At 45.9% G+C, this 26,183-nt stretch carries 20 protein-coding genes, 1 tRNA gene and 1 riboswitch; of the genes, 13 read left to right on the top strand and 8 right to left on the bottom strand.

Features of this window, described 5'->3' with window-relative positions; translation table 11 throughout:
- Positions 1 to 121 precede the first annotated feature (121 nt).
- Positions 122 to 451, top strand: a complete 330-nt coding sequence (locus QF041_RS10060) for a carboxymuconolactone decarboxylase family protein (RefSeq protein WP_017689352.1) — start codon at positions 122 to 124, stop codon at positions 449 to 451.
- A 52-nt stretch (positions 452 to 503) separates the two neighbouring features.
- Here the strand turns inward: QF041_RS10060 and QF041_RS10055 are convergent, their stop codons facing one another.
- Positions 504 to 1,202 (bottom strand): hypothetical protein, encoded by a 699-nt coding sequence (locus QF041_RS10055; protein WP_307413869.1) that lies wholly within the window; start codon positions 1,200 to 1,202, stop codon positions 504 to 506.
- A 124-nt stretch (positions 1,203 to 1,326) separates the two neighbouring features.
- Positions 1,327 to 1,791: a C40 family peptidase gene (locus QF041_RS10050; protein ID WP_036609611.1), complete on the bottom strand. Its 465-nt coding sequence runs from the start codon at positions 1,789 to 1,791 to the stop codon at positions 1,327 to 1,329.
- A 5-nt stretch (positions 1,792 to 1,796) separates the two neighbouring features.
- Positions 1,797 to 1,928: riboswitch (cyclic di-AMP (ydaO/yuaA leader) on the bottom strand.
- A 428-nt stretch (positions 1,929 to 2,356) separates the two neighbouring features.
- On the opposite strand from QF041_RS10050, the gene pelA reads away from it, so the two are divergent.
- Positions 2,357 to 3,310, top strand: a complete 954-nt coding sequence (gene pelA / locus QF041_RS10045; RefSeq protein WP_200868499.1) for a pectate lyase — start codon at positions 2,357 to 2,359, stop codon at positions 3,308 to 3,310.
- A gap of 176 nt (positions 3,311 to 3,486) precedes the next feature.
- Positions 3,487 to 3,570 (top strand) — tRNA-Leu (locus QF041_RS10040).
- 139 nt (positions 3,571 to 3,709) lie between these two features.
- On the opposite strand, the gene xynC is transcribed toward QF041_RS10040, so the two are convergent.
- Positions 3,710 to 5,404: a glucuronoarabinoxylan endo-1,4-beta-xylanase XynC gene (gene xynC, locus QF041_RS10035; RefSeq protein ID WP_373461327.1), complete on the bottom strand. Its 1,695-nt coding sequence runs from the start codon at positions 5,402 to 5,404 to the stop codon at positions 3,710 to 3,712.
- Positions 5,405 to 5,811: 407 nt separating this feature from the next.
- Here xynC and QF041_RS10030 point away from each other — a divergent pair, with 407 nt between their 5' ends.
- Positions 5,812 to 6,654 carry a divergent polysaccharide deacetylase family protein gene (locus QF041_RS10030; protein WP_373461385.1) on the top strand — a complete coding sequence of 281 codons (843 nt, stop codon included), beginning with the start codon at positions 5,812 to 5,814 and terminating at the stop codon, positions 6,652 to 6,654.
- Here the strand turns inward: QF041_RS10030 and QF041_RS10025 are convergent.
- Positions 6,629 to 7,414, bottom strand: coding sequence for an N-acetylmuramoyl-L-alanine amidase family protein (locus tag QF041_RS10025; protein ID WP_307413865.1), 786 nt, complete (start codon positions 7,412 to 7,414; stop codon positions 6,629 to 6,631). The two genes, QF041_RS10030 and QF041_RS10025, sit on opposite strands and share 26 nt — an antisense overlap.
- 195 nt (positions 7,415 to 7,609) lie before the next feature.
- Between QF041_RS10025 and QF041_RS10020 the strand changes: the two genes are divergently transcribed.
- On the top strand, positions 7,610 to 7,828 hold the full coding sequence (locus tag QF041_RS10020) for a YqzE family protein (protein ID WP_221823397.1): 219 nt from the start codon (positions 7,610 to 7,612) through the stop codon (positions 7,826 to 7,828).
- 118 nt (positions 7,829 to 7,946) lie between these two features.
- Here QF041_RS10020 and QF041_RS10015 read toward each other — a convergent pair whose 3' ends face one another.
- The 3 genes from QF041_RS10015 to QF041_RS10005 form a co-directional block, all read right to left on the bottom strand.
- Complete coding sequence (locus QF041_RS10015; RefSeq protein ID WP_307413863.1) at positions 7,947 to 8,894, bottom strand: hypothetical protein; 948 nt, start codon at positions 8,892 to 8,894, stop codon at positions 7,947 to 7,949.
- A gap of 153 nt (positions 8,895 to 9,047) precedes the next feature.
- Positions 9,048 to 10,229, bottom strand: a complete 1,182-nt coding sequence (locus tag QF041_RS10010; RefSeq protein WP_307413862.1) for a YqhG family protein — start codon at positions 10,227 to 10,229, stop codon at positions 9,048 to 9,050.
- Positions 10,230 to 10,232: 3 nt separating this feature from the next.
- A complete protein-coding gene (locus tag QF041_RS10005; protein WP_307413860.1) occupies positions 10,233 to 11,996 on the bottom strand; it encodes a DEAD/DEAH box helicase in 1,764 nt (587 codons plus the stop codon).
- Between the two features lie 449 nt (positions 11,997 to 12,445).
- Between QF041_RS10005 and QF041_RS10000 the strand changes: the two genes are divergently transcribed.
- The gene (locus tag QF041_RS10000) at positions 12,446 to 15,085 is read left to right on the top strand and encodes an adenosylcobalamin-dependent ribonucleoside-diphosphate reductase (RefSeq protein WP_307413859.1); all 2,640 of its coding nucleotides are present in this window, start codon (positions 12,446 to 12,448) and stop codon (positions 15,083 to 15,085) included.
- A gap of 82 nt (positions 15,086 to 15,167) precedes the next feature.
- Here QF041_RS10000 and catA read toward each other — a convergent pair whose 3' ends face one another.
- A complete protein-coding gene (catA, locus tag QF041_RS09995) occupies positions 15,168 to 15,815 on the bottom strand; it encodes a type A chloramphenicol O-acetyltransferase (protein ID WP_307413857.1) in 648 nt (215 codons plus the stop codon).
- A gap of 231 nt (positions 15,816 to 16,046) precedes the next feature.
- Between catA and QF041_RS09990 the strand changes: the two genes are divergently transcribed.
- The 7 genes from QF041_RS09990 (at position 16,047) to QF041_RS09960 (ending at position 26,120) form a co-directional block, all read left to right on the top strand.
- A complete protein-coding gene (locus QF041_RS09990; protein WP_076318443.1) occupies positions 16,047 to 16,607 on the top strand; it encodes a flavin reductase family protein in 561 nt (186 codons plus the stop codon).
- 574 nt (positions 16,608 to 17,181) lie between these two features.
- The gene (locus QF041_RS09985; RefSeq protein ID WP_307413855.1) at positions 17,182 to 19,275 is read left to right on the top strand and encodes an acyltransferase family protein; all 2,094 of its coding nucleotides are present in this window, start codon (positions 17,182 to 17,184) and stop codon (positions 19,273 to 19,275) included.
- 258 nt (positions 19,276 to 19,533) lie between these two features.
- Positions 19,534 to 20,847, top strand: coding sequence for an extracellular solute-binding protein (locus QF041_RS09980; RefSeq protein WP_307413853.1), 1,314 nt, complete (start codon positions 19,534 to 19,536; stop codon positions 20,845 to 20,847).
- A gap of 105 nt (positions 20,848 to 20,952) precedes the next feature.
- Positions 20,953 to 21,834, top strand: a complete 882-nt coding sequence (locus QF041_RS09975) for a carbohydrate ABC transporter permease (protein WP_307413851.1) — start codon at positions 20,953 to 20,955, stop codon at positions 21,832 to 21,834.
- A 36-nt stretch (positions 21,835 to 21,870) separates the two neighbouring features.
- On the top strand, positions 21,871 to 22,725 hold the full coding sequence (locus QF041_RS09970) for a carbohydrate ABC transporter permease (protein ID WP_164783106.1): 855 nt from the start codon (positions 21,871 to 21,873) through the stop codon (positions 22,723 to 22,725).
- 30 nt (positions 22,726 to 22,755) lie between these two features.
- Positions 22,756 to 24,537 carry a cache domain-containing sensor histidine kinase gene (locus tag QF041_RS09965; RefSeq protein ID WP_307413849.1) on the top strand — a complete coding sequence of 594 codons (1,782 nt, stop codon included), beginning with the start codon at positions 22,756 to 22,758 and terminating at the stop codon, positions 24,535 to 24,537.
- Positions 24,534 to 26,120 (top strand): helix-turn-helix domain-containing protein, encoded by a 1,587-nt coding sequence (locus QF041_RS09960; protein ID WP_307413847.1) that lies wholly within the window; start codon positions 24,534 to 24,536, stop codon positions 26,118 to 26,120. The genes QF041_RS09965 and QF041_RS09960 overlap by 4 nt, the downstream gene beginning before the upstream one ends.
- Positions 26,121 to 26,183: the final 63 nt, after the last annotated feature.

Raw genomic sequence — 26,183 nt, 5'->3', positions numbered from 1 at the left:
GCCATGAGCGTTAAATGTTTGGAATTACCATGATTTCTTGGCATAATTGACTCACTCGGGAGAGAAGATAGGTACAGTGAGGAAGATCTGTAACTATAGCCGAGAGGGTGTGCTACAAGCCATGACATTGATGAATGATAAAGTTCATGCCTACAAGGATCAGATTGGAGCATTAAGCGATGTGCTGCCAGGTGTGGTTAAGTCGTATCATGAGTTTACCGGAGAATGCTTCCAACCTGGCGTGATTGATGCGAAGACAAAACAGCTAATTGCACTCGGCATTGGATTATTCGCCAACAATGAGGTATGTACCTTCTACCATGTAGAAGAAGCCCGTGCCAAGGGAGCAACAGATCAGGAGATTATGGAGACCGTTGCGGTGGCCGGAGCTGTTGGAGGAGGACATGCCCTGTCTCAGGGTGCGATGCGAGTGCAGAAGGCGCTGCATTAATGAAAAAACATGGTCATACTCTGTTTAGTACAGGAGTAATGACCATGTTTTTTTAAAGTTCATCTTTACTTGTTTTACTGTTCAGTTTTTTATTGTATTTGTCCACGTCCGCAAATTTTTCCATTATGGAATAGCGTGCCTTATATTTAATCGATGATGATTTAGTCCAATATTCAATCGTTGATCGGTCACTGGTCCAATTATATATAAAACTGTTATTGTAGCTTTCAAGCTCTGGTTTACCATATTTATTCGTAAGTTCTTCCAAAATTTCATCAGAATCCTGATTAGTCAAAGTGCCGAAATCGTAACTTGCTTCAATCATTAAAAAGTCATCTAATGGATATGCATCTGCTGCATTTTCCATTTCTTCAAGGCGCTGGTCCATTATTTTGTATATCTCTTCTTTCCTTGTTTCTGTGGTATTGGGGTTATTTAATTCCTCTGATAATTCACTTCCTTCTTCCATCATTTCCAGAATGCCATCATTGTCTAATAAATCAGTGAATACGTATTTAGCATCTGCTTTCTTACCCAAGACTACAAGATTGGAATACTCGATACTTTTCTCATGGTCATTATGTACGTCCTCTTCATAGCCCAAGTTACCGTTCTTTTCTTCGGCTGAAATGACTTTGTCGATCTTGGTACCCCATGAAACATCTCTAAAATCTTTTTCGTTCTCACTACTGCATCCTAAACTACCTATTACTAAAATAGCAAAACTTAAAACAAACATTAACTTTTTCAATTGTTCTCCTCATCTCCTTTTATTTCCTAAAACATTTTACATTGTTTAAGAAAGCAGTTAAAGACAAAAAATGGTTAAACAAAAAAGGCATCCGGTTAATAACCGATGCCTTTTTGTATGTGAATTACATTTTACCTAACATTTTATCATACATAAACTGTCCAGTTACCCGACGTGCTGTTACATAGCGGTCATTGAAGTATGGATTCGATAACTTCGTGATGCTTACGCCTTTACTGCTGGAGGCGTGAGCGAATTGTCCACCGCCGATATATACACCTGTATGTGAAATGCCTTTGCCTGTTGTATTAAAGAACACCAGATCACCTGTCCGAACATTGCTCTTGGATACCGGAGTACCTGCTTTGGCTTGCTGCTGAGAAGTACGTGGCAATTCAATACTGTATTTGTTGAAAAGATATCTCATAAAACCAGAACAGTCGAAGCCGGCTACAGTTGTGCCACCCCATTTGTAAGGAATACCTGTCATGTTGTTCACTACGGAGTTGATACTGCTTGCCTCTGTGCTTGTTGCCCCGGATGTAAATAATACAGCTGCTCCAAAAATGGAGATAATCAGTTTTTTCAAAATCAATGTTCTCCCTTCGATGCCTACGGAGTTAGCTAAGGGTTCGGTAGAAGGTTCCCTATATTTCCTATGTATAAGAATAATTCACCCAAATTGGTTCCCCCGTTTTCAAACATGAAACTCGGCAATGAATAATTAAGTTTTTGTAACTATTTGAAACTATATTGCATAAATGCGTAATTGTCAAACCCATTTAAAACCCTTCGTAATACCTCAATGTTAGCGGAATTAAGGTTTTTATATGAAAGAAGGGATCAAGTTTGGGTATCATTCATGACAAAAACGTCATTATTGATTCGTTTAAGACGAATTTGGATAAATAAATAGGTTTGTCATGAGTTAAAAGAACTATCCCGTTATGTAGAATTGGAGAGATTATATTCATTAAGTTGCATATATTGACAAAAATCGATTTTTTGCATATTATCTGATTATCCAATCCACATATTGGATTAAAATTGATTTTATTATGCGATAAATACAAATAAAGGAGGTTTATAGACGCGTATCATAGGTAAAGTAGAAGTGGAAGATTTATAAAAACGAGCATAGGAGAGTGTTACAATTGAAAGCGAAGAAAATAATTACTTTTGTCCTGGCATGTACGATGGTGTTTTCAGCAGTTGGAATGGCAGTTCTTCCTGTAGGGACGGTATCTGCTGCGGATGCATCGGGTACGACAGCGAGTATTTCTGATATTTTGAAGAACCAGCTGCCGGATGGAGGTTGGAGAAAAGATTATAAACAGACAAGTGGAGAGTGGGCGAAGTCCACGATTGACAACAAGGCTACATACTCAGAAATTAGAAGATTGGCGAAGGAATTTAAAAAGACGAATGATCCGCGTTACTCCACAGCTGCAATCAAAGGAATTAACTTTTTGATCAACATGCAGTATTCAAACGGCGGATGGCCACAAGTTTACCAAAGCTCTGGATATCACAAGCATATCACTTACAATGATGATGCCATGATTAATGTAATGATCATGCTGGATGAAGTAGCGGCACGCAAAGGTGATTTCTCGTTTATCGACAGCACACTTGCTAACCGCAGTAAAAATTCAGTTGCCAAAGGTGTGGAGGCGATTCTAAATACACAAGTCGTTTCAGGTGGTAAGCTGACAGCATGGGGACAACAACATGATTCCAGTTCCCTTAAACCAGCGAGCGCAAGAATCTACGAAGTGCCATCGCTGACAGCTGGAGAGAGTGTAACGATTGTTAAATTTCTGAAAACCAGACCTGCTAACGCTAAAATTACTGCATCCATTAAAGGAGCGGAGGCTTGGTTTAACAAGGTGAAAATTACGGGTTACAAATATGAAAGAGCTAATGGAGATAGTAAAATTATCGCTGATTCCAAAGCTGCACCAATTTGGGCACGCTTCTATGAGATAGGAACGGATAAACCAATCTTTATTGGTCGTGACGGGGTAGTAAAATACAAATTAAGTGATATTGATAAAGAAAGAAGAGGCGGTTACGCATGGTATGGCAACTGGCCTTCCAAGCTATAATTTGAAGTATGCTTCCATTATAATAAACCAAACTATTAGCAGCAGTTAAAGGTAAAGCCCGAATCGACATGGACGTCTGGTTCGGGCTTTATTGTTATTATTTTCAGTGTTGACATGATAGATTCCGCATGATATATTATTTCTTGTCGCCGATATTGATGACGGAGATACAATATGCGGTCGTGGCGGAATTGGCAGACGCGCACGGTTCAGGTCCGTGTGGGCTAACCCCCGTGGAGGTTCGAGTCCTCTCGACCGCATCTAATGAAAAGGCTCCTTAAGCTAACGCTTAAGGAGTCTTTTTTTGCATTTTTTGATATAACACTAGATTTAGTATCCAAGAGATTAGTGCTTAGCTGCTCTTACCGCAAATGGTCTTCCATCAGCCATACGGAACGTTTATTGTGCTGCGGTAACATTAACGCTGTCAATATTTGGTCCTTCCGATCCAGTGGTGACCACTTTCAATGTATTGGTCCCCGTGTTCATGGGGACCTGTATTGTTTTTTCAACCCAAGTGGACCAGCTTCCCGTAGCCGGAAAGGGCTCGTTGCTGATGACTTTGGTTCCGTTCACAAAAATGTCGAGGTTCCGTGTGCCGCTTTCCAGCGCATAACGAAACTTTACGTTTTTGGTACCTGTTGTCGTGTTATTAATGCCGTTCCATTGAATGGCTGAACCAGTCATCGCATTGAAGTTAACATACCCGGAGCCAGTGTAACCGGGGTAGATTGTTTCAATGGCAGCTTCCGTAAGTGACGTTCCGGTCTCGGCTTCATACGTAGTGCCACTGCCTGTATTCCCGCCGCTATTTCCGCCAGTAACGTTGGCAACAAACGTTGTTACGCTCTGAGGCGGGAGCTGTGCCGTGAAGGCTCCATTGGATACGGTAAGCGGGGTTCCGCTTGCCAGGTTTCGACTGCTGTCCGTAATCCATGAGGACACAGTAGAGGCATTACCATTCTGCAGAACGAATTTTTGGCTTGTGGCTGAAGTTCCACGGTTAATCGCCACGACGACGACTTTGTTATCACCTTTATAGGCTGAGACAAATGTGTTTGTATCCGGATTTTTCGTTGCATCGACTCGCAGGTAGCCTGGACGCACGAATTTAGAGAAATGAGCCATATTATACCCGCGTTTGCTTATGGTACCGTCCTCTTTCATCGGACCATACTGTCTGCGGATGTACCACCACACGTAGGCCTGGAAATCACCTTCTACCATGGCATTGTGCATGTGATAGGAAACGTCTAATGCTTCAGGCCAGCGGTCTGCTGAGTTGTTGTCACTGTTCGGAACATACACCTCAGTCATCCACAGTTCTTTACCGGCTCCTTTTTGCTTAAAGAGAGGGTAGGCAAAATTCGAAATCTGGGTTCCATACGTATGTGCTCCCAGAATGTCCATGTTGGCAAGTGCCTGCGGATCATTCAGGATTGGGTCGGATATGTTCTTTAAGTATTGGAAGGATTCAGGCGCCATGACTTTGGTACCTTGAATGGACCCGGCATTTTCTTTCATGAATCGAAGGATCTCTTGTGGAGTCCACCAGGTCCAGTCATGAGCATAATCGGGTTCATTTTGCACAGAAATGGCATACAGATCTACGCCGTTATTTTTCATGTAGGTTACAAAGTCGTTCAGATGTTGCGCATATGCGGCATATTTGTCGTATTTCAGACGTTTGGCATTTGTGTCACCATTGTGGTTGAACGTTTCAACCATGCTGCTTGGAGGATTCCATGGGGATGCAAATACAATAGCACCCTTTTCGATAGCCCGCTTGGCTGTGGCAACTTCACGGTACCAGTTATTAGAATCTGGATCGACGTAAATCCTGAGAATTGAGAAGCCTAACTGATTCTGATCATTACCAAAAGCAGTTTCACGTTGAGCGGGAGTCAGATCACCAATCCAGGCAGGAAGGTTAATGCCCCCAAAGCCCTTGATCAGCTGTTTTTCCGAGGACAAATTAATGTTGGCATCGCTGGCTGCTGACACATTTGTCGGTGTTAACATCAAAGGCAGGGCTGTTAAACAGGCCAAAAGAACATTAATCGTCTTTTTTAGTTTGAATTTCACTACTTTCATCCTCCTCGATAATGGTAAATGGTTACATAGAGAAACCGCGACCAGGGATAACAAACAAGAATAGCGGATTGTCTGGCATTTATTTTATGTAAACCCTTTCAAAACCTCCTTCCATAAATCATAGGAATGAAATGCAGCACATAAGCTCTTTCATTTGTTGATTCTACTAAATAATTCCTAAACTGAAAACCTGACAAATTACAGTATTTTTTCTAATTAATCTCTATTTTCTAACTGTTCAATGACAGTTCTTGTCTGAATGCAAAGGAGAAAATTGGAATGATGGAGATCTTCGCTTGAGATAGAGGTCTCCAATGGTGGGGGGTATTGTTATTAAGGAAGGCTTTGGCTTACATATTCCTCCCTTCATTATCAAACAATGAGATCACAGAAGTTACGGGGAGGGAATCATGATGAAGGAACAGAGAAAGAATTATCGATTCATTGCAGGTATCATGGCATTTTTGATTGTGTTTTACGCAGGCACATCGGCAGGAGGGCCTACAGCAACAGCTTCAGAGTCCCCATCGAATCACAAACGGTTAGCGATTATCATCGATGATGTTGGTAATGACATGAAGGGTACGGCAGAGATCCTGGCGATGCCAGTTAAACTAACGGTAGCGGTCATGCCTTTTTTGCCAACAACGAAGAAAGATGCGATAGCTGCACATGAAAAGGGGATGGATGTGATTGTGCATATGCCCATGGAACCCAAGAAAGGACGACCTGAATGGCTGGGCCCGGGTGCAATCACATCCAGTCTAACAGATGAAGAAGTCCGCTCACGCGTGGAGAAAGCAATTGATGATGTGCCCCACGCCATTGGAATGAACAATCATATGGGTTCCAAAATTACTTCGGACAAACGCATCATGTCAATTGTGCTCGATGTATGCAGGGAGCGGGGCCTCTTCTTTGTAGACAGTCGTACGAACTTTCGCTCCGTGGTGGGGGAACTGGCCATATCCAAGAATATGCCACCTGTGGGTAATGACATTTTCCTGGATGATCAAAACTCCAAGCAACACATTCGCAAACAACTGGATCTGGCTGCTCAGCGTGCGATCGATAAGAATATCTGTGTTGTCATTGGTCATGTCGGTCATTCGGGAATGAACACATCCGCAGTAATTCGTGAATCCGTCTCCCGTCTGCAAAATCAGGTTCAATTTGTAGGAATCGGTGATCTGGTTCGAGATGTGTGGCAATGGCATTCTGCTCCTACACTACCGACAGGTAATAAATAATGCCATTGGCAATGGACTGGGCGATTCGTTTTTGCTCAGCGGGGTCATTCATTCTGGCTCGGTCTGCCGCATTGCTCAAAAATCCGGTTTCAACGATGACGGCAGGTTGCTTCACGTAATTCAATATATAAAAGGGCTTGCCCCATACGACCCCGTGCTCCGTTCCGTACAACTTGTTCATGGCATCCTGAATGGATTGGGCCAGCAAATAACTCCTGCCTTCTTTCTGGTGTAGTACCACCGGGCCGTGTACATTCGATCGGGGACTCCAGTTCGCATGAATGCTGACCACGATATCTGTACTTACTTCTTCGCTAAGGCTTTTACGTTGGGCAAGATCTCTGGTATGACGGGAGCGGCTGTTCAGCCAGCGGTTCTCATCACTAAGTGCATAATCACCAAGTCGATTGATGATAACGGCATAACCTTTGCTGCGAAGCAGCAGATAGACCTTTTGGCTAATGGCCAGGTTGATATCTTTTTCCAACACACCTTGGGCTGACGTACCACCGTCAATACCGCCATGGCCTACATCGAGCAGGATAACCGGTGCTGCAAAGGCATGATGACTTGAGCGATAAGCATCTCCATCGGTCACTGGTAGCATGGATGGACTGTTCTGGGACGGGGTGGAATGATCTGAACTTTGAGGTACGGCAATATCAAGATAGGCTGCTTTTCCATAAGCCACATGGGGCAGCATGAGAAGGCAATGGAAGCTGATTAGCAAGGCTACCGAAGCGGTCAGCAGCTTATACATGGGAATACACACTCCTTTATGAAATAGGTATCGAATTTCAGATTAATGACTCGATGGATACCTTTGGCATTAGACTGTGCATTCTGAGGGTTTTCATACTTCTTTCAATAAAAAAATGTTTAACCAGTCCACATCCTGCACACAATAGAACTATCGTAAGCTCCGCAAATGTGAAGGAGCGAAGGAGGCAGAATTATGGCCAAAAGTGATGAGTTGGTAAAATACATTACGCAGCGTGTTGTTCATTATATTGATACGCCGAAGGATGAGCGGAAAGGTCGCACCAAAAGGAAAGAGCCGTGGGCGATGAAGTGGTTTGGTATGATCCCTTTCGCTGTATCCCTGTGGGTGGGGAAAAAGGAAAAAGAATTCGATACAAAGTCTCATAAACGAAGTTCTTCGGGCAAAGGGTGACAATCGCTTACCTATTTCACTAATGTAAAACCAAAAGACGCAATCCCTTAATAATGGGAAGGCGTCTTATTTGTTGTTTTACAGGTTATCTGACTGTGTCTTAAGAATTTGCTGATGATCAAGGATTTACGATGTAAAAATGGCCATCTTGCTGCAATGTGCTCAAAGGGACAAAGCGTTGAATGGATGATTTTCCACCTAGCGCTACATATAGAATAGACTCTGCTACCTGATCTGTATGCCACAGCTGATAACCGCTAACAGGTAGAGGACCGCCGTATACAACGTTACGATCACCCGCTGAGAAAACAATCTCTTGATTCTCCCCGTGTTGTATCACATCTTTTGCCCGGTCGGCAGCAACAGGCTTGGAGGTAATCCACAACAGATTGTCAGCCGGATTGAAGACGGGTCGCAGATGAAGTGGGTCGACTAATAAAGATGGCGTTGTGGATAAATCAGTTATGCTGACAGAGGTCTGTTTGGAATCAGCCTCCAGCAGGTTCAGGAACTCTGACGGTAGTACATCTCCGTTCGTAGCATCAATATAAAGTGCAGGATGGTTAGGTTGTTCCACTTTCCAATAAGCCAGCAGGGGAAGAGTATAACCAAGATGAAGCTCTCCTCCGCCAGCGAGTAATGCCTCAAGGTTCACATGTTGTCGATCCAAGGCTTGTCCAAGAAGTTCATTGTTGTATGGTGACTGTTCTCCATGACCATATTCACTAAGCATCATCTGACCCTGCTCTGTGGCTGTAATAATCATATATCCGATCGGTTTGCCTTCAAACTCAGCTTGAACGAGCCAGCTATGTGTACCCGGACCCAGAGGGTAGAAGTCCAGGTCGGCGTTCTTCCAATGCGCTTTGGTATCAACTGAGCCAAGTGCAACAGCTTGTTGCTCTGCAAACCGTTGTACAGCAGCGGGAGCTAGTGAAGACGTTTCTTGTTCTTCTGCATTGGCTACCGACCAAAAAGAGAATAGGGCAAGACAACTGAGCAAGCCCAAGGTTATACAGGTTGTTTTCCGAGCGTTGTTCCAACACATATGAAAGAATCGTTTCAAATTTACACCTACTTTTCATTTATCCGTTACCTGAGAGGGTCCTAGTTTCATTCTAGGGGACAGGCTATGCAAAGGTTGCCGCAACCTGTCGGGCAGCCGATCATGAATAAACACTACTTTTGCCAGCATTTGCAGGAAAAGTAGTGTCTTCGTCTATCTTAAGTGAAACATGCCGCTGCTAATGGCAGTCACTTTCACTTTGGGTTCATATTGCCAGATCATCTCGGTCCGGCGTGTCTCATACTGCAATTTCATAGCTTCACGATCGATTACCGCCTGTTTTGTTTTCTCTTCTTCGGCATCTGTCTCGGATTCGATCGGTACTGCGGCTTCTGCCGCCAGTTCTACATCTGCTCCAATGGGTTTAGCGTTAGTTATATCCAGAACTTTTTTCAGTGGTACAGGTGGCGTGCGGTTAGAATGGACATTCTCCGTGTCTGAGGTTATCTTACCTGGTGATTCTACCTCAGGCGTATCTTCTCGGAGTACCGCTTCATAGTAGGTGTCCAACACGTCCAGCTCCAGATCAAGCCGCTCTTGGGCTTTCTCGGCCCAGCTATAATCAAGTTCCAGCAAGCGGTTTGTCAAATGAGATTCCAAAGCAGCTCCGGCATCAAATATTGAAACTTTAGCTGTCTGCACATGCATGTTCTCCGCAAGCCTCGGACTGAGGTCACGTCGGTTTAGCTTGGTGCCGAATTTTTCTATAATTTCACCCGAGCGAAGCGAGATGCCGAGGAAGTGTAATTCCTCCCGTTTCAAATCACAGGCGAATTCCACCTTGAAACAAACACCAAGCCAAGGCTCATATACGGCTGGCGCTGTAGCCCGCAATTGCCGTTTGGCAGCCTGTTCGAACAGGTTCACGAAGGCACCGCCTTCACGGGCAGCGCCGAAAATCTGCTGGAGTCTGCGACTGCCGTACACCACTTCTTCACGTAGTATTCGTCCTGGCCCCAGCTGTGGCAGGGATGGCGTAATACCGAAGTAACGGCCTAGAATAGTTTCTTTTGGTGGCTCGCCTTGAGGACTGCCGTTGGTTATGCCATTCGTTTCAGTAGCGTTAGGTGATGCTTGCGCAGCTTTGGCTTCTGCTGCTTCAATGGCCTGCTGATAACTGTCAGGATCAAATATAAATGTAAAGGACATCGTCTCAGCGGGTGCTCCGGTTCGTTCCACGAACCCCCAATAATAGGGGCGATTGGTCAACGCTTTGTCCGCCTCAGGCGAGAGTTTGACTGTAACATGGGCAGGGGAACGCTCCATAATCTGACAATCGAGTGCTTCCAGATAGGTGAGAACATAAGCCTGCACTTCATGGGGAGACATGGTCATGAGTTAGCTACCTCCTTTGCGAAGATCTAACAACCCGGATACGGCAGGGCCTTCATCGGCAACCTCACGTTGAATGGAGTTCAGCGATTGTCCAAGGGAGTCCATTTTACGGCGAATATCTTCATCAGTTTGTGATTCCAATATGATTTTGTACAAACTTTTCTCAATAGACTCCTTTTTCTCCAGCCGTTCCAGAATGACATCCAGCCCGCCGATCACCATTTCAAACATATTGATCTTCTCATGCAACAGACTCAGAATATGTTCCTCGATGGTTCCGGTCGTAGATAAATTGAAGATGTTCACGTCATTTTGCTGTCCAAGCCGGTGTACCCGACCGATCCGCTGCTCTACCCGCATGGGGTTCCAAGGCAGATCAAAGTTGATCATATGATGGCAAAATTGCAGATTGATGCCTTCACCACCTGCTTCGGTTGCAATCATGGCCTGCACACGCCCGCGGAAGAGATCCATCATCCAGTCTTTTTTGCCTCGATTCATGCCACCCCGATAGGGTACAGCTGTAAGCCCATTGTTGCGGAAATAGTTTAGCAGATACTCCTGCGTGGCCCGGTATTCTGTGAAGATAATTACTTTTTCATTCATGTTCCGAATCAGTTCCATCGTTTTCTCGGCTTTGGTATTTTCCTTGATCGCTTTAATATGGGCAACGAGTTCCCAAATCTTGTCCCGAAGGGGAGAGTCCAGCGGAAGTTTCTTCGACAGATTAACCAGCGTCACGAATACAGCATCCCGACTGCTGCACACTTCACGCTGCAATGTAACAAGAGAGAGCATGCTGCTCAGGTTGCCGCCAGCTTCCTGGTACTGGTCTTTAACAAAGGAAGTCACGCCATCATAAAGCGCTTGTTCTTCGGGCGATAGTTGCAGATTCACGTTGGATACATTCCGTTTGGTAAATTGAACGGGGCCTTCGCCGCGGCGGTTACGAATCATGACTTTGGATAACTCGTTCTTAAGCTGTTCCTGATTTTTCGGAACCCGTTTGTCTACGACAAAGTTGGCCGCAAAGTCACCCTGACGACCCAGTTGACCGGGTTTCAGCAGGTTGATCAGATTGAATAGCTCACTCATATCGTTCTGCACAGGTGTAGCTGTAAGCAAGAGACAATATTTTTTGCGCAATTTCAGCATGAATTGATAGTTGGTTGTTTTCTTGTTTTTGAGCTTATGGGCCTCGTCAATAATGATCATGTCGTAATCGGTATTCAGCAGCATATCTTTATGCGGGTCACGTTTGGCTGTATCCATGGAAGCAACGACCACTTCATTCTGCCAGGAATAAGCCTTTTTCTGGGCAATAGCAGGGATGCCAAATTTTGAATTCAACTCTCGTACCCATTGCAACACAAGAGAAGCAGGCACGAGAATAAGCACCTTGGATACGAGACCTCGAACCATATATTCTTTCAGAATGAGACCGGCTTCAATGGTTTTGCCAAGCCCCACCTCGTCGGCGAGAATGGCCCGGCCTGACATTTCAAATAATACTTTGCGTGCAGTGTCCATCTGGTGAGGGAGTGGGGTAAGGCCTTGTAGATGCTTCAAACATTGGATCTCATCAAAATTTGGAATCAGGTTGGTCTCTTCGGCCTGAATGCCAAGTTGAAAAAGTCTGTAATCCCCCCAAGGACCTCCTTTATCCAGTCGTGATTCCAATTGATTAATCCAGCTTCGATCAAATTCCAGCGGAACGGGCAGCTCGGCTACAGGTTGATTCATGTGGTGCGGGTTTTTCCGGTTCATGGTGCTTCCTCCCCTGCCATACGTGATGACGTTTTATTCGTAGGTAATAGTATGGACGAATGAGAGTCAGTTCATAACTATATAAGTTGAACTACAGTTTATTTGCACGAACACTACGATGACAGAACAACCTTCCAATCGCTGTTATCCCCAGATTTCTTTGATTCCCTTTTCTGGAGGGGGAAATCCGGGGATAAAGGCGAACGCTTCGCTTTTTCAGGTTTTTTCTGTCCCAAAAAATTCACAGATTTTGTATGCGTGAGTTTGAGGGTGTGTGAAGAAGTTTGTCCGAGCAGGAGAGTCTATAAAATAAGGTCTGTGATAAAAGTCATATGGAAAATCAATATATGGTGTATTATACTGGATTTAAATCACTATATGTGGTGTTTTATCATAATTTACTCTTATAGTGAAAATGGAGCTTGAATCCGGGGAGGTTGAACGTAGCGATGAAATCGAACCAACGATCGCACCAATTAGAAGGACTCAGCGAAAAAATATTTCTGGACCGATACGCCTGGAAGGACGCTGATTCGAATCATGCCAAGGTCGGAGATGTTGTATTGGTATTAACGAAGGATGATCCCAAGTTCCCAACCAAGGAAGTGGGCGAAATCATAGAACGTCAGGGTCAGCTTGTACAGGTAAGGACTCGAAGCGGAGAGATGATCGAGACAAATGTGGAGAAACTGACACTCAACATAGAAAAAACACCGGAAGAGATGTGGGACCGCCTCGCCAAAGCGATGGCTTCTGTCGAATCCACAGCCGATCAGCGGGCAACGTGGGAGTCCAAGTTCCGCTCTGTGCTGGAAGATTGGAAGTTAGTACCCGGAGGACGCATTGCTGCGGGCGCGGGGGCAAGCGATGAGCTGACACTCTTCAATTGTTATGTTATTCCGTCTCCGCAAGACAGTCGGGGTGGCATCATGAGAACCTTGACCGAGATGACGGAGATTATGGCACGTGGGGGAGGCGTAGGTATTAATTTGTCCTCTTTGCGTCCTCGCCGAGCGGTGGTGAAAGGTGTCAACGGATCATCCAGCGGTTCCGTATCGTGGGGCGGATTGTTCAGTTATACGACTGGACTGATTGAACAGGGTGGGAGCCGCCGGGGTGCGCTCATGCTCATGATGAATGACTGGCATCCGGATGTGCTTGATTTTATTACCGTGAAACAAACGATGGGGCAGGTGACCAATGCCAATCTGTCTGTATGTGTGAGCAACGCATTTATGGAGGCTGTCAAGCAGGACGGTGATTGGGACTTGGTTTTCCCCGATACAAACGATCCAGACTATGATACCGAGTGGAACGGGGATATGCAGCAGTGGAAAGCAGCAGGTCATTCGGTGGTGCACTATCGTACACTGAAGGCGCGCGAAATCTGGCATACCATTATTGAATCAGCCTGGAAATCGGCAGAGCCTGGTGTGGTATTCATGGAGTACTATAACCAGATGTCCAACAGCTGGTACTTCAATCCGATCATCTGTACTAATCCGTGCGGGGAACAAGGCCTGCCTGGCTGGGGTGTATGTAATCTGTCTGCCATTAATCTGTCCAAATTCTACGATGAAACAAATCATGATGTGGCATGGGATGAACTGGCGGAAACCACTCGTATCTCGGCTAGATTTTTGGACAATGTCATCGATGCAACACCATATCATTTTGAGGAAAATAGACTGAATCAGCAGCGTGAACGCCGGGTTGGGCTTGGCACGATGGGACTGGCAGAGCTGATGATTAAGCTGCGTATTCGATACGGCAGTCCTGAATCTCTTGTTTTTCTGGATAAACTGTATGGATTCATGGCGAAGGAGGCCTATCTGGCATCGGCAGAGATTGCAGCAGAGAAGGGAGCTTTCCCAGCTTTCGAAGCTGAACGGTACTTACAGAGTGGATTCATGAAAAACATGGTTGCGACGTACCCTGAAGTGGGAGAGGCCATTCGTAAACAGGGCATTCGAAATGTCACACTGATCACACAGGCGCCAACGGGAAGTACAGGTACGATGGTGGGCACATCAACAGGTATTGAGCCGTATTTCGCCTTCAAGTATTTCCGTCAAAGCCGTCTAGGTTATGATGAACAGTTCGTACCGATTGCACAAGATTGGCTGGATGAACATCCGGGTGAAGCTTTACCAGATTATTATGTGACGGCAATGGATCTGTCGGCTGAGAATCATATCCGGGTGCAGGCTGCGATCCAGCAATGGGTGGATAGTTCGATCTCGAAAACGGCAAACTGTCCGGCTGATTTTACAGTGGAGGACACGGCTGAGCTGTACGAACTGGCCTTCGACCTAGGCTGCAAGGGAGTAACGATATATCGCGACGGCAGCAGGGATGTGCAGGTGTTGTCCACGTCGAAGAAGGAAGCGACCCAGGCTGAAGATCAGAACACGGCGGAAGCTGAAGAGAAGACAGTCGTATCTGCAATAGAAAACCCGAATAATGCTGAAGTACAGGCAAGTGATGGAACTTCCAATAGCCAGGTTGGTGTTAGAACGCATTCTTCCGATCAAGCCCCTTCCTCTTCTACAGTGCTGGATAAACAGTATAGAAGCCGTCCTCAAGTACTGCGCGGTGCGACATATAAAATCAATACGCCATTCGGCATGGCTTACATTACGATCAATGATCTGGAGGGAACGCCGGGTGAGATTTTCCTGAACGTGGGCAAAGCGGGCTCGGACGTGTTTGCCATGGCTGAGGCACTTGGTCGAGTATGCTCTCTGTTCCTTCGATACGGAGATCATGGGCACAAGGTTGAACTGTTGATCAAACATCTCAAGGGAATCGGTGGTTCGGGAGCGATTGGCTTCGGAGCCAATCGGGTTGAATCGATTGCTGATGCAGTTGCCAAAGCATTGGAAAGTCATGTACAGAGCGATGTGCTGGAGAATGAAACTGGAGCAGTACAAGAACAGAATCAAGTGGAGAGCACGTATCCAAAAGTGGAGGATCAGAAAACCTTTATCGAATCGAGAGATTTATGTCCTTCATGCGGCTCGGCATCCCTGATGAATGTGGAAGGTTGCAAAACATGCAGCAACTGTGGGTACAGTAAGTGCAATTAAATAGCATTTGGAAAAAGTAAAAAAGAAAAGGCATTCCTGACTCCATTACGAAGTCAGGAATGCCTTTTTGTCATTTAGCTAACTAACACCAATCTTGGCATCGATCTGCAAGTGATTGCAGTTCATTAAATAAAACGCCAGCATGGTAGCCGTCACACACCGCGTGATGTAACTGAACGGATAAGGGAAGATAAACTCGATCGTTTTGTTGAACATATTTTCCCATCGTGAATATAGGCAACAAGTAGGTTCCCTCATTGTAAACATTCAGATTAAATCCCGTAAAGTTCACCCAGGGAATGCTGGAAACGGGAAATGTATTTGGCGGTTCATTGGGTTTGGCAACAAATTGTTTGTGATCTTTGTAATTCTTCATATCTTCCAGATGTCGATTGTGGAACGTCTCGAAATCTTCATGGAATGCTGTCCAGATCGTTGAGAAACTTTTGTTGTCCTCATGAAAAATCGTATAACTCGGAGACATTTCGTCCCAGTAGCCCAATTTCCCCTCGGCATCAAAACAGGTTCGAAATTCTCTGTGTGCATTGACAACCGTAGAGATCATATAGATAAGAGCAGGATAGAATTTCAATCCTTTAAGCTTGAGTTCGGTACTCAATAGAGTGATATCCAGATTAGCAGTTATGCTGTAGGTACATCTGACCTGATTCAAGTAGTGGTCAAAGTATGGCTTTCGATCCCACTGATCTAACACGATTGAATTAAACATAAGTTATAACCTCCTAAATTTGAATAATGTCTTTATTTAGGAGGTATATTTGACTGATTTGACCATATCCTATCACATTCCCAGTATCGTATTTTTAGAAATTGACCATCTCAGTATAACATGATATTGAATGTGTCGCTTATAGCGAAATCCTCTGCAAAACGCTTTTTCAACCTGTTTCTTTCCTTTATAATTAAAGTTGTCTTTATAACGAAGAAGAGAGGGGATTAGATGCGTCAGCCGATAGAAGAACCCATATTTTATTCTTATCCTGGAATGGTAGCGGTGGTGACTTCACGTCATGAGGGAGTTCAGAATGTGATGGCGTCCGGATGGCATACATACATCGGATCATCACCAGGCGTATATGGCATCTCCCTTCGTAAGGAAACATACTCCTATGAACTCATTGAGAAGAGTGGCGTATTCGGTGTTCATTTCCTGCCAGGTCATCGATCGGAGTGGATTCAAGCTGCAGGAACGTTCAGTGGAAGAGATACGGATAAATTCACAAGATTCGGCATTCCGTATGAGGAAGGAATCAAGGTAAGTGTACCCATTTTGACAGACGCTTATTTTGCTTATGAATGCAAGGTTATGGAGATTACGACATATGGTGACCATGAATGGATTGCAGGCGAAGTGTTGCAGCGATATCAGGATCAGAAGTACTTTCTAGAGAATGGAATGGTTGATCTGGAGAAGTTGCAAATTCCAATGTACACAGGGCGTTCAGCATACCGGATCATGGATGCGAGGACAGAAGAAAAGATTCACCCGTTCCACCTCTAGGGTCCTAGGCAAGAAGAAGCAATTATGAGCAAAACTTTCAATCCGGTCTGACATAGGTTTATAATGGATATTGGCTGCTGAGCAAGTCGGCAGCCTTTTGTTATGAATTCAATTGTTTCAATCGATGTGTGCGTGGGTATGCTGGTTTGCGCAAGCGGGACAGGTAATTTTAGCCACTCGATGAAAAGTACTATATTTAACGACAAAATTAGAGTATGATTTTACAGCTATATGAGCTGGCAGGAAAGGTTACATCGGTTTAATCGTTTGTAACTATTCCTGTAAAGTATGAGGCTTATTTCGGGCGTATAATGCTAAACGTGAACTCACGAATGAATATAAAGAATATTTTAATAATTAAACTTAATGGACAGGCAACTCGTCTTCTTTAAGATTATAGAATTCACACAGAATGTCGCATCATTGGATAGTGCTTCAAACAGAAGCTTTTCTTATGTTGTAAATGAAAGATGGAAGGTGCAATACGTATGTTAATGACAACCAGAACGATCAGGAGTTCCTTTATGCCCCCAACACCGATGTTGTTGACTCACAGTAACAAGGAGGGGCATGCATGTCACAATCGTTAAATCGTAAGAGACATATGAACGGACTTGACGGCTTGCGAGCCATCGCTGTACTTGCGGTAATCGCGTATCATCTGAATTTGGATTTTATTCCGGGCGGACTGCTCGGTGTAGGTATATTCTTTGTTCTCTCGGGATATTTAATTACAGATATTCTCGTGTCACAGTGGCAGGAACATGGACGCATTTCACTCGGTGATTTCTGGGTAAGACGGGTAAGGCGTTTGCTTCCAGGCATGCTGACCATGACAGCTGTGGTGATGATCTGGTTGGCCTGTACAGACCCATCCCGGCTTGCTGCGCTTCGTGGTGATATCGTTTCGGGTGTATTATACATAAGCAATTGGTGGTATATCTTTCACAACGTTTCCTATTTCGAAAGTTTTGGCCCTCCATCACCGTTTGGACATTTCTGGTCACTGGCTGTGGAAGAGCAATTTTATCTTATATGGCCTCTTCTACTGATCGCAGCAATCGTAGTGTTCAAAAGAAAGGGATGGCTGGTCGTTTTCATTGTCGTCGCAGCTGAATTATCTGCTGGCGCAATGGCCATCATGTATAATCCGGATTTGGACCCGAGCCGTGTATATTATGGAACAGACACGCGGGCATTCGCACTGCTTGCTGGTGCTGCTCTTGCCGTGGTGTGGCCTAGTCGCAAGCTGTCGAACTCTCTGTCTGGCATGAACCGGCTTGTGCTCGATGTGTCGGGACTTGCTGCGCTCGCTTTGTTAATCTACATGATGCTGAACAGCAGTGAATATGATCCGTTTCTGTATCAAGGGGGCATGGTGCTTCAGGCTATCGCAACAACGTTGCTGGTAGCGGTGTTGGCTCACCCATCGTCTTTACTGGCACGTATCATTGGCGCGAAGCCATTACGCTGGATCGGAGAGCGATCCTACGGATTATATCTGTGGCATTATCCTGTCATTATGTTAACCAATCCCGCGGTGGATACGGGAGGAGCACATCCTGTACGAATCATTTTACAGGTTGCTGCAACGGTTGTACTGGCCTCATTGTCCCTTAAATATATTGAAAATCCGATTCGGTACAATGGATTCCGTGATTCTTGGTCCCGATTATGGGGAAGAGGGCGGTCATCGATCGGTATACGTAACGTATGGTGGAAGCGGGCAGGTCTGTTGATGACGATTCTGCTGTTGTCCTATACGGTATCTCAGATGATGGTCACACATGCAGCGAACTCCGACTCCCATTCGGTATCGATGTCCAACACATTGAATGGAGAGAATTCCGTAGCGGAGGAACAGGGACAGGATGTGTTGCCAGCTATTACAGCAACGTCAGGCTCTGGCCAAAAGAACGATGCTCATACCCATAAACCGGAAGCAGGAACGAAAGATGATCCGGGGAAAAATGAGAAGCCAACAGGAGAGTCTGCTCCAGACTCAAAACCTGACGAACAGGACAATTCAGTGAATCCTGGCAAGGACGGTCAGTCTGAAGATAAGCCGGCTGATGACTCCGTGAATAACGAGAATGATACACCGGATGACGCCGGAGCGAATCAATCCGATGATACGGATCATACGGATGATACACCTGATTCACCTCAGGGCAATGAAGAAACGGCTTCTCCTGCCGAGGATGGAAAGGTTCATTATACCGTTATTGGAGATTCGGTGATTTTGGATGCAAAACCGTATCTGGAGCAAAGTATATCAGGAGTGTATGTGGACGGACATGTCGGTCGTCAGATGTGGCAGGCAGGCGATGTATTGGAAGGTCTGAAGCAAAACAACCAAATGGGCAGTAAAGTGGTGCTGGAGCTCGGGACGAATGGTTCCTTTAACTCCAAAAACTTGAATGCTGTGCTTGATTATCTGAAGGATGAGGATCGGGTATATCTGGTTACTGTGCGCGTACCTCGTCCGTGGGAACGAACGGTGAACAGGGCGTTGAATGAGGCTGCATCCAAGTACAGCAATGTCTCGTTGATTGACTGGAACAGTGCAAGTGAGGGACATGACGAATATTTTGAAAAAGATGGCGTACATCTCACTACGCAAGGGTCCGAAGCTTTTGCAGAACTGGTGAAGAACAGTATCCAATAATACGCAATCCATATTTAATACGATTTAGCACTAATTCATTATATATTAGCCTGGGGTGAAGCTACCGACGGCTGCAACAAGAAAGAGCTCTCATTGTGAGGGCTCTTTTTATATGTTATGAACAATAAGTCAGCAAAGTAAATTCCAAACAGGGGAACCGATATTTTTCACCCCTGCATCCGTGGATCGTCACCTTACGGTATGATAGCGTTAACATTTACAATAAGTGTATTCAAATCGCCGAGGGGGATTATAGAGATGTTGAAAAAATGGCTTTCGGGTTTCCTGGCAATAACATTGTTCTGCATTATTCTGGCTGGCTGTGCTGGCGGGGACACTTCAGAAGGAGGCAGCGGCAATGACAAAGTAACCGTCACTCTCTGGCACAACTGGACCGGACAGGATGCAAAGGCGGTTGCGATGCGCAAAATAATTGAAGATTTTCGCGCGGCGCATCCAGATATTGAAGTTGTGGATGAAGGCTTGCCAACAGATGGTCTCAAAACCCGGCTTCGCACGGTGGCAGCTGCTAACGAGATGCCAGACCTATTTGTGATGTGGCCGGATGCCATGACTAAGGAATTTGTAAAAGGGGATCTGTTACAGCCCATTAATGCTGAGCTGGACGCAAAGCCGGAGTGGAAAGACAACTTTATCCCGAATGCACTGGATGGATACACTGTGGACGGGAATATCTACTCCGTGCCGATGAATCTGGCGCCAAGTTCCTTCATTTATTACAATGAAGCTTTGTTCAAACAGTACAACGTAAAAGTGCCTGAGACCTGGGCGGAACTGGAACAAGCGATTGCTACTTTTAATCAAAATAAAGTCATTCCCATGGCACTTGGCAACAAAGCCAACTGGGTAGCTCAATCAACGATATTCAGTACACTGGCTGATCGGATTACCGGCACGGACTGGTTCCTGAAAGCGACAGCACAAGATGGTGCAAGCTTTACCGATCCGCAATTTATTGAAGCCTTGAACAAGATGCAGGAGCTTGGCAACACCAAGGCATTCCAGGATGGATTCAATAGTATCGATGAGACACAGATGATGCAGCTTTATTTCCAAGGTAAGGCAGCGATGGTCATGAACGGCGGATGGGCCTTGGCAAATCTGGTGAACAATGCACCTGAAGAGGTGTTGAACAACACGCATATTACGATTCTTCCTCCAGTGGACGGAGGCCAGGGTGAACCAAGAACAACATCCGGTGTTGTAGGAACCGGGTTGGGTGTAAGTAAAAAGCTGAGCGGTGCACAAAAAGAGGCAGCGATGGAGCTGTTCTACGCGCTGGCAGGACCTGATGGTCAGAAGGCCACATTGGATAGCAGCACATTGGTGAGTTACAAGATTGATCTGGACAAAACCAAAGCACATCCATTGTTCGTAGAATTATATGATCTGATGCAAGAAGTGAAGATCACGCCAGTATACGATTCCAAGCTGGGATCGGCAACGGTTGAGGTTATTAATAATGCATTGCAAGAGTTGCTAATGGGCGGCAAGGCCGAAGACATTGCAGCCAAAATTCAGGCGGCTCAAGCCAATGCAGTTAGTCAGTAACCATTCGTTAAAACCCCTTCCCGGCAGGGGAGGGGTTTTGAGTCTGGACGAGATAGTCAGTTGCAAGTTGAGAAAGGCATTCATTCAAGGAAGGGAAGTGAACAGATGAACGCACTGCGCAGTCGGCGTTTTATTATGCTGGGGCTGGCCCCGGCAGTCATCATTTATGCATTGTTTGTATTTGTACCGGTCGTGTGGTCGGCCTACTATGGTTTCTTCAACTGGTCCGGCATCGGCGCATCGAAATATATTGGTGTGGATAATTACATTGAGATCTGGCATGATCCTGTGTTTTGGCGGGCACTGAAAAATAACGTTATTTTTGTATTGGCATCGGTCTTTGGACAGATTCCGTTAGCGCTGATGCTGGCGGTCATCTTACACAAAAGCAATCCATTACAGCGGTTTCTGCGCTCAGCCGTATTTCTGCCGATGGTGTTATCCACTGTAGTTATCGGTATGATCTGGCAGTATATCTATCATCCGCAGATCGGGATATTGAACTTTCTGCTGGACGCACTGGGGCTGGAAAGTTGGAAGCTGCAATGGCTGTCCGATGACAAGATTGCCATTTTCTCATTGGTACCGCCGCTGCTCTGGAGCTTTGTTGGGTTGTATCTAATTATCTTTATCTCCGCACTACAGAATATTCCCAGCGAAATTCATGATGCTGCCAAAATAGACGGGGCTTCAGGAATCCGGAAGCTGGTATCCGTCTCTTTGCCCATGATCTGGGGTACGGTTCAGGTAGCGATCATTCTATGTATTTCGGGTAGTCTGAAATCATTCGATCTGGTCTACATCATGACCAAGGGTGGTCCGGCACATGCGACAGAACTGCTTGCAACGTATATGTACAATTCAACCTTTACAACATACCGATATGGTTTTGGTAGTGCGATCTCAACAACCATCGTACTGATCTCGCTGCTTCTGATCGGAACAAGCCAGTGGCTAACCAGTCGCAAACGAAAAGAGAATCAATAGAGAGGAGGAGTTATCATGCAAGTGACACCTGTATCCATGCCATCACCACGAAGCAGCTCGGGCCATCCGATTCGCCGCCTACGTAGCGGAATTGTTTGGACGCTGCTAACGGTCTATGGTATTTTAACATTGTATCCGTTCTACTGGCTCGTGATTAGTGCATTCAAAACAAATGAAGATTTCTATAGCCGGCCCTTTGGACTGCCGGAAAACTGGAATGTTGCCAATTTCAGCAATGCATGGGAAAGCTCCAGGCTGGGGACCGCTTTTGGCAATTCACTAATCGTATCGGTGGGATCACTTATTTTGACGCTGTTTATTGCAGCGCTGGCTTCATTCATCCTGGCTCGTTTCCAGTTTCGCTGGAAAGGGTTAATCATGACCTTCTTTGTTGTAGGGATGCTCATTCCGATCCATAGTACACTTGTCCCCTTATTTATTCTAATGAAACAGATGTCCTTGTTAAATACGTACTGGGCCTTAATATTACCTTATACGGCTTTTGCACTGCCTACGGCAATTTTTGTGCTTACGGCTTATCTGACAAGTGTTCCACGTGACATTGAAGAGGCAGCTTTTATTGATGGAACAGGCCTGTGGGGGCTGTTTACCCGAATCATGCTACCCATGTCTGTGCCTGCGTTGTCGACGGTTACGATCCTGAGTTTCCTGCATGCGTGGAATGACTTTTCATTTGCGCTTGTATTCATCAACAAAACCGGATTGAAAACGTTACCGCTGGCCATTGCGAACTTTGCGGATGGATATCAGACGGATTACGGATTAACGCTTGCCGCCATGACCCTGTCAGTCATTCCAACCATTATCTTGTATCTTATATTCCAGGAACAGGTTATGAAAGGCATGACCGCAGGAGCTGTCAAAGGGTAAACGAAAGCGCATCCAGAGGAGGAGAAACGTTTGGCACGCTGGCTCACATCTTCGTTACAAAGGAAGCTATCCGTCGTTGTGACGGCTTCAATGATTGTGCCTTTGCTGGCCTTGGGCCTGTTCGCCTTTCTGATCTCTTCCCGCATCACAGAGCAAAAAACAAAGCTGTCCGGCATGGATACGCTGAAACAGGTAGAAGCAAATCTTCGTTATATGTTGCAAGATGCCGAGAACCTATCGATTTTCCTGATTGGAGAACGGGACATCCAGCAGTATCTTAGCCATAATGAAGATCATGAGCTGGACCGGGTGGATATTCTGGGCAGGATGACTAATCTGGCGGCTTCTAAGAAATATATCGCCAACATCGCCATATATCCGGGACGTTTTAATGCTACATTATCAACCGCTACCTGGTATGAATCCAATGAATCGAACCTTTCGTATCCCTCTGTCCCAAGCGGTGAAGCAGTCAAACAATGGACAGGGGTATACCCGGTGCAGAATTACGCGGGTATACAAAATGTGATCACATTGGTTCGGCCGATTCGCAGTATCCATGATTATCGACCCATCGGCTGGTTAGCCATTAGTCTGGATGAGAAGGCCATATCCAAGGGATGGGCCGCTCTGGGATTAGGCAGAGGGCAAGGCAGACTGGAGCTCATTGGCAGTTCTGGAGAGATTCTGTCTTCGATGGACAAATCCCGGCTTGGACTTAAGCTGGAAGGTGTCGAACCAGGGATTTCGACGTTAATTCAGGATGGCGGTAGCGGAACCACCACGTATGGCAGTGGTGACGATAAACGGACGTTGCTCTATTATCCGGAAGAATTGACGGGGTGGACGTTGGTTGGAACAGTCCCATACGACCAGTACAAGTCCGAGAATCGGTACATTCTTATTCTAACCGGCTGCGCCGTTGCCATGTCTGCTGTGATCAGTGCTGGCTTGGTCTGGTTTACGGTGCGGCGTGTGACGAGGCCGCTTCGTGTGCTTACCCGGCATCTGTCCCGAATTGATCCGGAACGCCCGCTTCCTTTGTTTCGATCTGAAAGTGATGACGAGATTGGCAGGCTTGGGGAGAGTTACAATCTGCTCGGTGCACATATTCAGTTATTAAAGGAAGAGGTTATTCGAGGTGAAGCTCGCAAAAAAGAAGCGGATCTTCGGGTGCTTCAGGCGCAGATTAATCCGCACTTCCTATATAACACGCTCTCTTCAATTCATTGGATTGCCTTGATGTCTGAAGAGAAGCGGATTGCGGATATGGTTGAGGGCCTAAGTGATTTTCTGCGTATCAGCTTGAACAATGGTCAGGATTACTGCCCTGTGGAACAGGAGATTGCTCATATTCGCCATTATGTGCGTGTGCAGTCGATTCGTTTCCCTGATCAATTTGTGTTGCATTATATCGTAGATCCAGCACTTGAGAAGCGAATGATGCTGAAGCTATTGCTGCAACCGCTTGTTGAGAACGCCATGATTCATGGCATTCAGCCCAAAGCAGGCGTGGGTACCATCACCATAATGATTCGCAAGGACCCGGATAATGAACAGATAAATGTGCTGGTGCTGGATGATGGTGTTGGCATGGAGCCGGACAGACTGGAGCAATTAAGGATAAGCATTAGGGAATGGAAGGGAAAACAGCCGGAAAAACAGCTGAACCAAGGCGGTTATGGGCTCTGCAACGTGAATGAGAGACTGCTGCTCCATTATGGAGCGGATGCACAGCTTGAAGTAGACAGCAGGGTTGGGGGAGGTACTCGGATTTCGTTTTCCATTCCAATCTTGGAGGGTTCGCCATGAGACTATTAATTGTTGATGATGAAGTGATTATCCGTACAGGGCTTGCCAGCGTTATCGCTTGGCATGAACTCGGAATTGAACTTCTTCAACCTGCTGCCTCGGCAGAGGAGGCGTTAACACGCATGGCTGAGGAACGTCCGCATATCCTGATGACGGATATTCGGATGACAGGCAGATCAGGGCTGGAACTGGCAGAAGAGGGCCTGCGATTGCTACCTGAGCTGGAGGTCATTATTTTGTCCGGATACGATGACTTTTCTTATGCCCAACAGGCGATTCGCCAAGGCGTTACAGATTATCTGCTCAAAACAAGCAAGCCGGAAGAGATCATCAAGACTGTATTACAGGCCAAACAGCGCATCACGGAATGTTGGGCAGAGAAGTCCAGAGAGGGCCAGCTTATGCGGGAGAATCGAGAGCGGTTATTTGCTGGATGGATCATTGATGGTGACACCGCTTCGGGCCATTTTCCTTCATTCTTGCGATCTGATGCTGGAAAAGAGGCAGGGGTTGGTGGCCTTGATGATGAACAGATTCTCAGACAAGTCATTATTCTTCGAGCAGAGGGTTGGGATCGATCCTCGGATGCGCTATTACGATTTGCGGTGCAGAATACCCTGGAGGATATGTTACCTGGTGCCATTGCTCATGTAGAGAAACAGCAAATTATTTGTGTAGTTGCATGGCCGCCTGTGGAACATGAAACTACGTTCAGGCTGGAGAATGCATTACGTCGGGTGGAGCAATTACTGAAGTGCACCCTGCGCGTAGCGGTGGGTCTGCCTGTGCGTGGATATGCAGATCTGCACGAAAGCTACAGTACTGCCTCAGCTGCATTCCGATATCGGGGTTTGATGGATTATAAAGTATGGCATTATGAGCACATTCAGGATCGTCAAGGTGGCAAAACCGTACTTACGCACGAAGAGGAGACCACACTTGGTACATTATTGCTGGATAATGATTCAGTCACGTTAACGACATGGACGCGAGAACTTGTGGCTAATTTGATTACAGAACCAGAGGTCACACCAGAATCTCTCAGTGCTTGTCTGCACTCCGCCGTTATTGCAGGTCATCGCTGGCTGACTCGCACAATGCGAGCCACAGGGCGTGAAGAACCCGCAAGGCTCGAGCCCTGGTTGCCGGAACCGGATGCCGAAGCTGCGGAGCTCGGGGATATGCTGTTTCATCATCTGTATGGTCTGATGCATGTCTATCATAGCCGAATGGGTCAGGGACAGGCTGCCCATGTGCAGAAGGCTATCGGTTATATTGAATCTTCATTGGCGCAGGATATTAATCTGCAGCAGGTAGCTGGACATGTTCATTTGCATCCGGGTCATCTCAGTGAGCTGTTTAAAAAAGAAATGGGTGTGACCTTCGGAGATTTTGTCACCGATATGCGTATACGAAGAGCGATGGATATGCTCGCGGTGTCTCCAGCGAAGGTCAGTGAAGTAGCTGCCATCAGCGGCTACGAGGACGTGAAATATTTTAGCAGACTGTTCAAAAAACATACCGGCAAAACCCCGAGTGAATATCGCGAAGAGGCGTTGTCGTTCAAGCCTTCGGGAAGTTAGAAATGAGCAGATTAGGAAACATGTCTTGCCTTTCTGCAAACGTTTTCGATATGGTATTACTCA

The organism is Paenibacillus sp. W2I17, assembly GCF_030815985.1.
Classification (GTDB): Bacteria; Bacillota; Bacilli; order Paenibacillales; family Paenibacillaceae; genus Paenibacillus.
The sequence above is the reverse complement of the archived record's forward strand: the minus strand, read 5'-3'. Positions and strand labels throughout refer to the sequence as shown.

Coding starts and splice junctions, on each gene's coding strand:
- QF041_RS10060 (WP_017689352.1), top strand. CDS start 122: ATGACATTGATGAATGATAAAGTTCATGCCTACAAGGATCAGATTGGA.
- xynC (WP_373461327.1), bottom strand. CDS start 5,404: ATGAAAGTAGTGAAATTCAAACTAAAAAAGACGATTAATGTTCTTTTG.
- QF041_RS10025 (WP_307413865.1), bottom strand. CDS start 7,414: ATGTATAAGCTGCTGACCGCTTCGGTAGCCTTGCTAATCAGCTTCCAT.
- QF041_RS10020 (WP_221823397.1), top strand. CDS start 7,610: ATGGCCAAAAGTGATGAGTTGGTAAAATACATTACGCAGCGTGTTGTT.
- QF041_RS10010 (WP_307413862.1), bottom strand. CDS start 10,229: ATGACCATGTCTCCCCATGAAGTGCAGGCTTATGTTCTCACCTATCTG.
- QF041_RS10005 (WP_307413860.1), bottom strand. CDS start 11,996: ATGAACCGGAAAAACCCGCACCACATGAATCAACCTGTAGCCGAGCTG.
- QF041_RS10000 (WP_307413859.1), top strand. CDS start 12,446: ATGAAATCGAACCAACGATCGCACCAATTAGAAGGACTCAGCGAAAAA.
- catA (WP_307413857.1), bottom strand. CDS start 15,815: ATGTTTAATTCAATCGTGTTAGATCAGTGGGATCGAAAGCCATACTTT.
- QF041_RS09990 (WP_076318443.1), top strand. CDS start 16,047: ATGCGTCAGCCGATAGAAGAACCCATATTTTATTCTTATCCTGGAATG.
- QF041_RS09985 (WP_307413855.1), top strand. CDS start 17,182: ATGTCACAATCGTTAAATCGTAAGAGACATATGAACGGACTTGACGGC.
- QF041_RS09980 (WP_307413853.1), top strand. CDS start 19,534: ATGTTGAAAAAATGGCTTTCGGGTTTCCTGGCAATAACATTGTTCTGC.
- QF041_RS09975 (WP_307413851.1), top strand. CDS start 20,953: ATGAACGCACTGCGCAGTCGGCGTTTTATTATGCTGGGGCTGGCCCCG.
- QF041_RS09970 (WP_164783106.1), top strand. CDS start 21,871: ATGCCATCACCACGAAGCAGCTCGGGCCATCCGATTCGCCGCCTACGT.
- QF041_RS09960 (WP_307413847.1), top strand. CDS start 24,534: ATGAGACTATTAATTGTTGATGATGAAGTGATTATCCGTACAGGGCTT.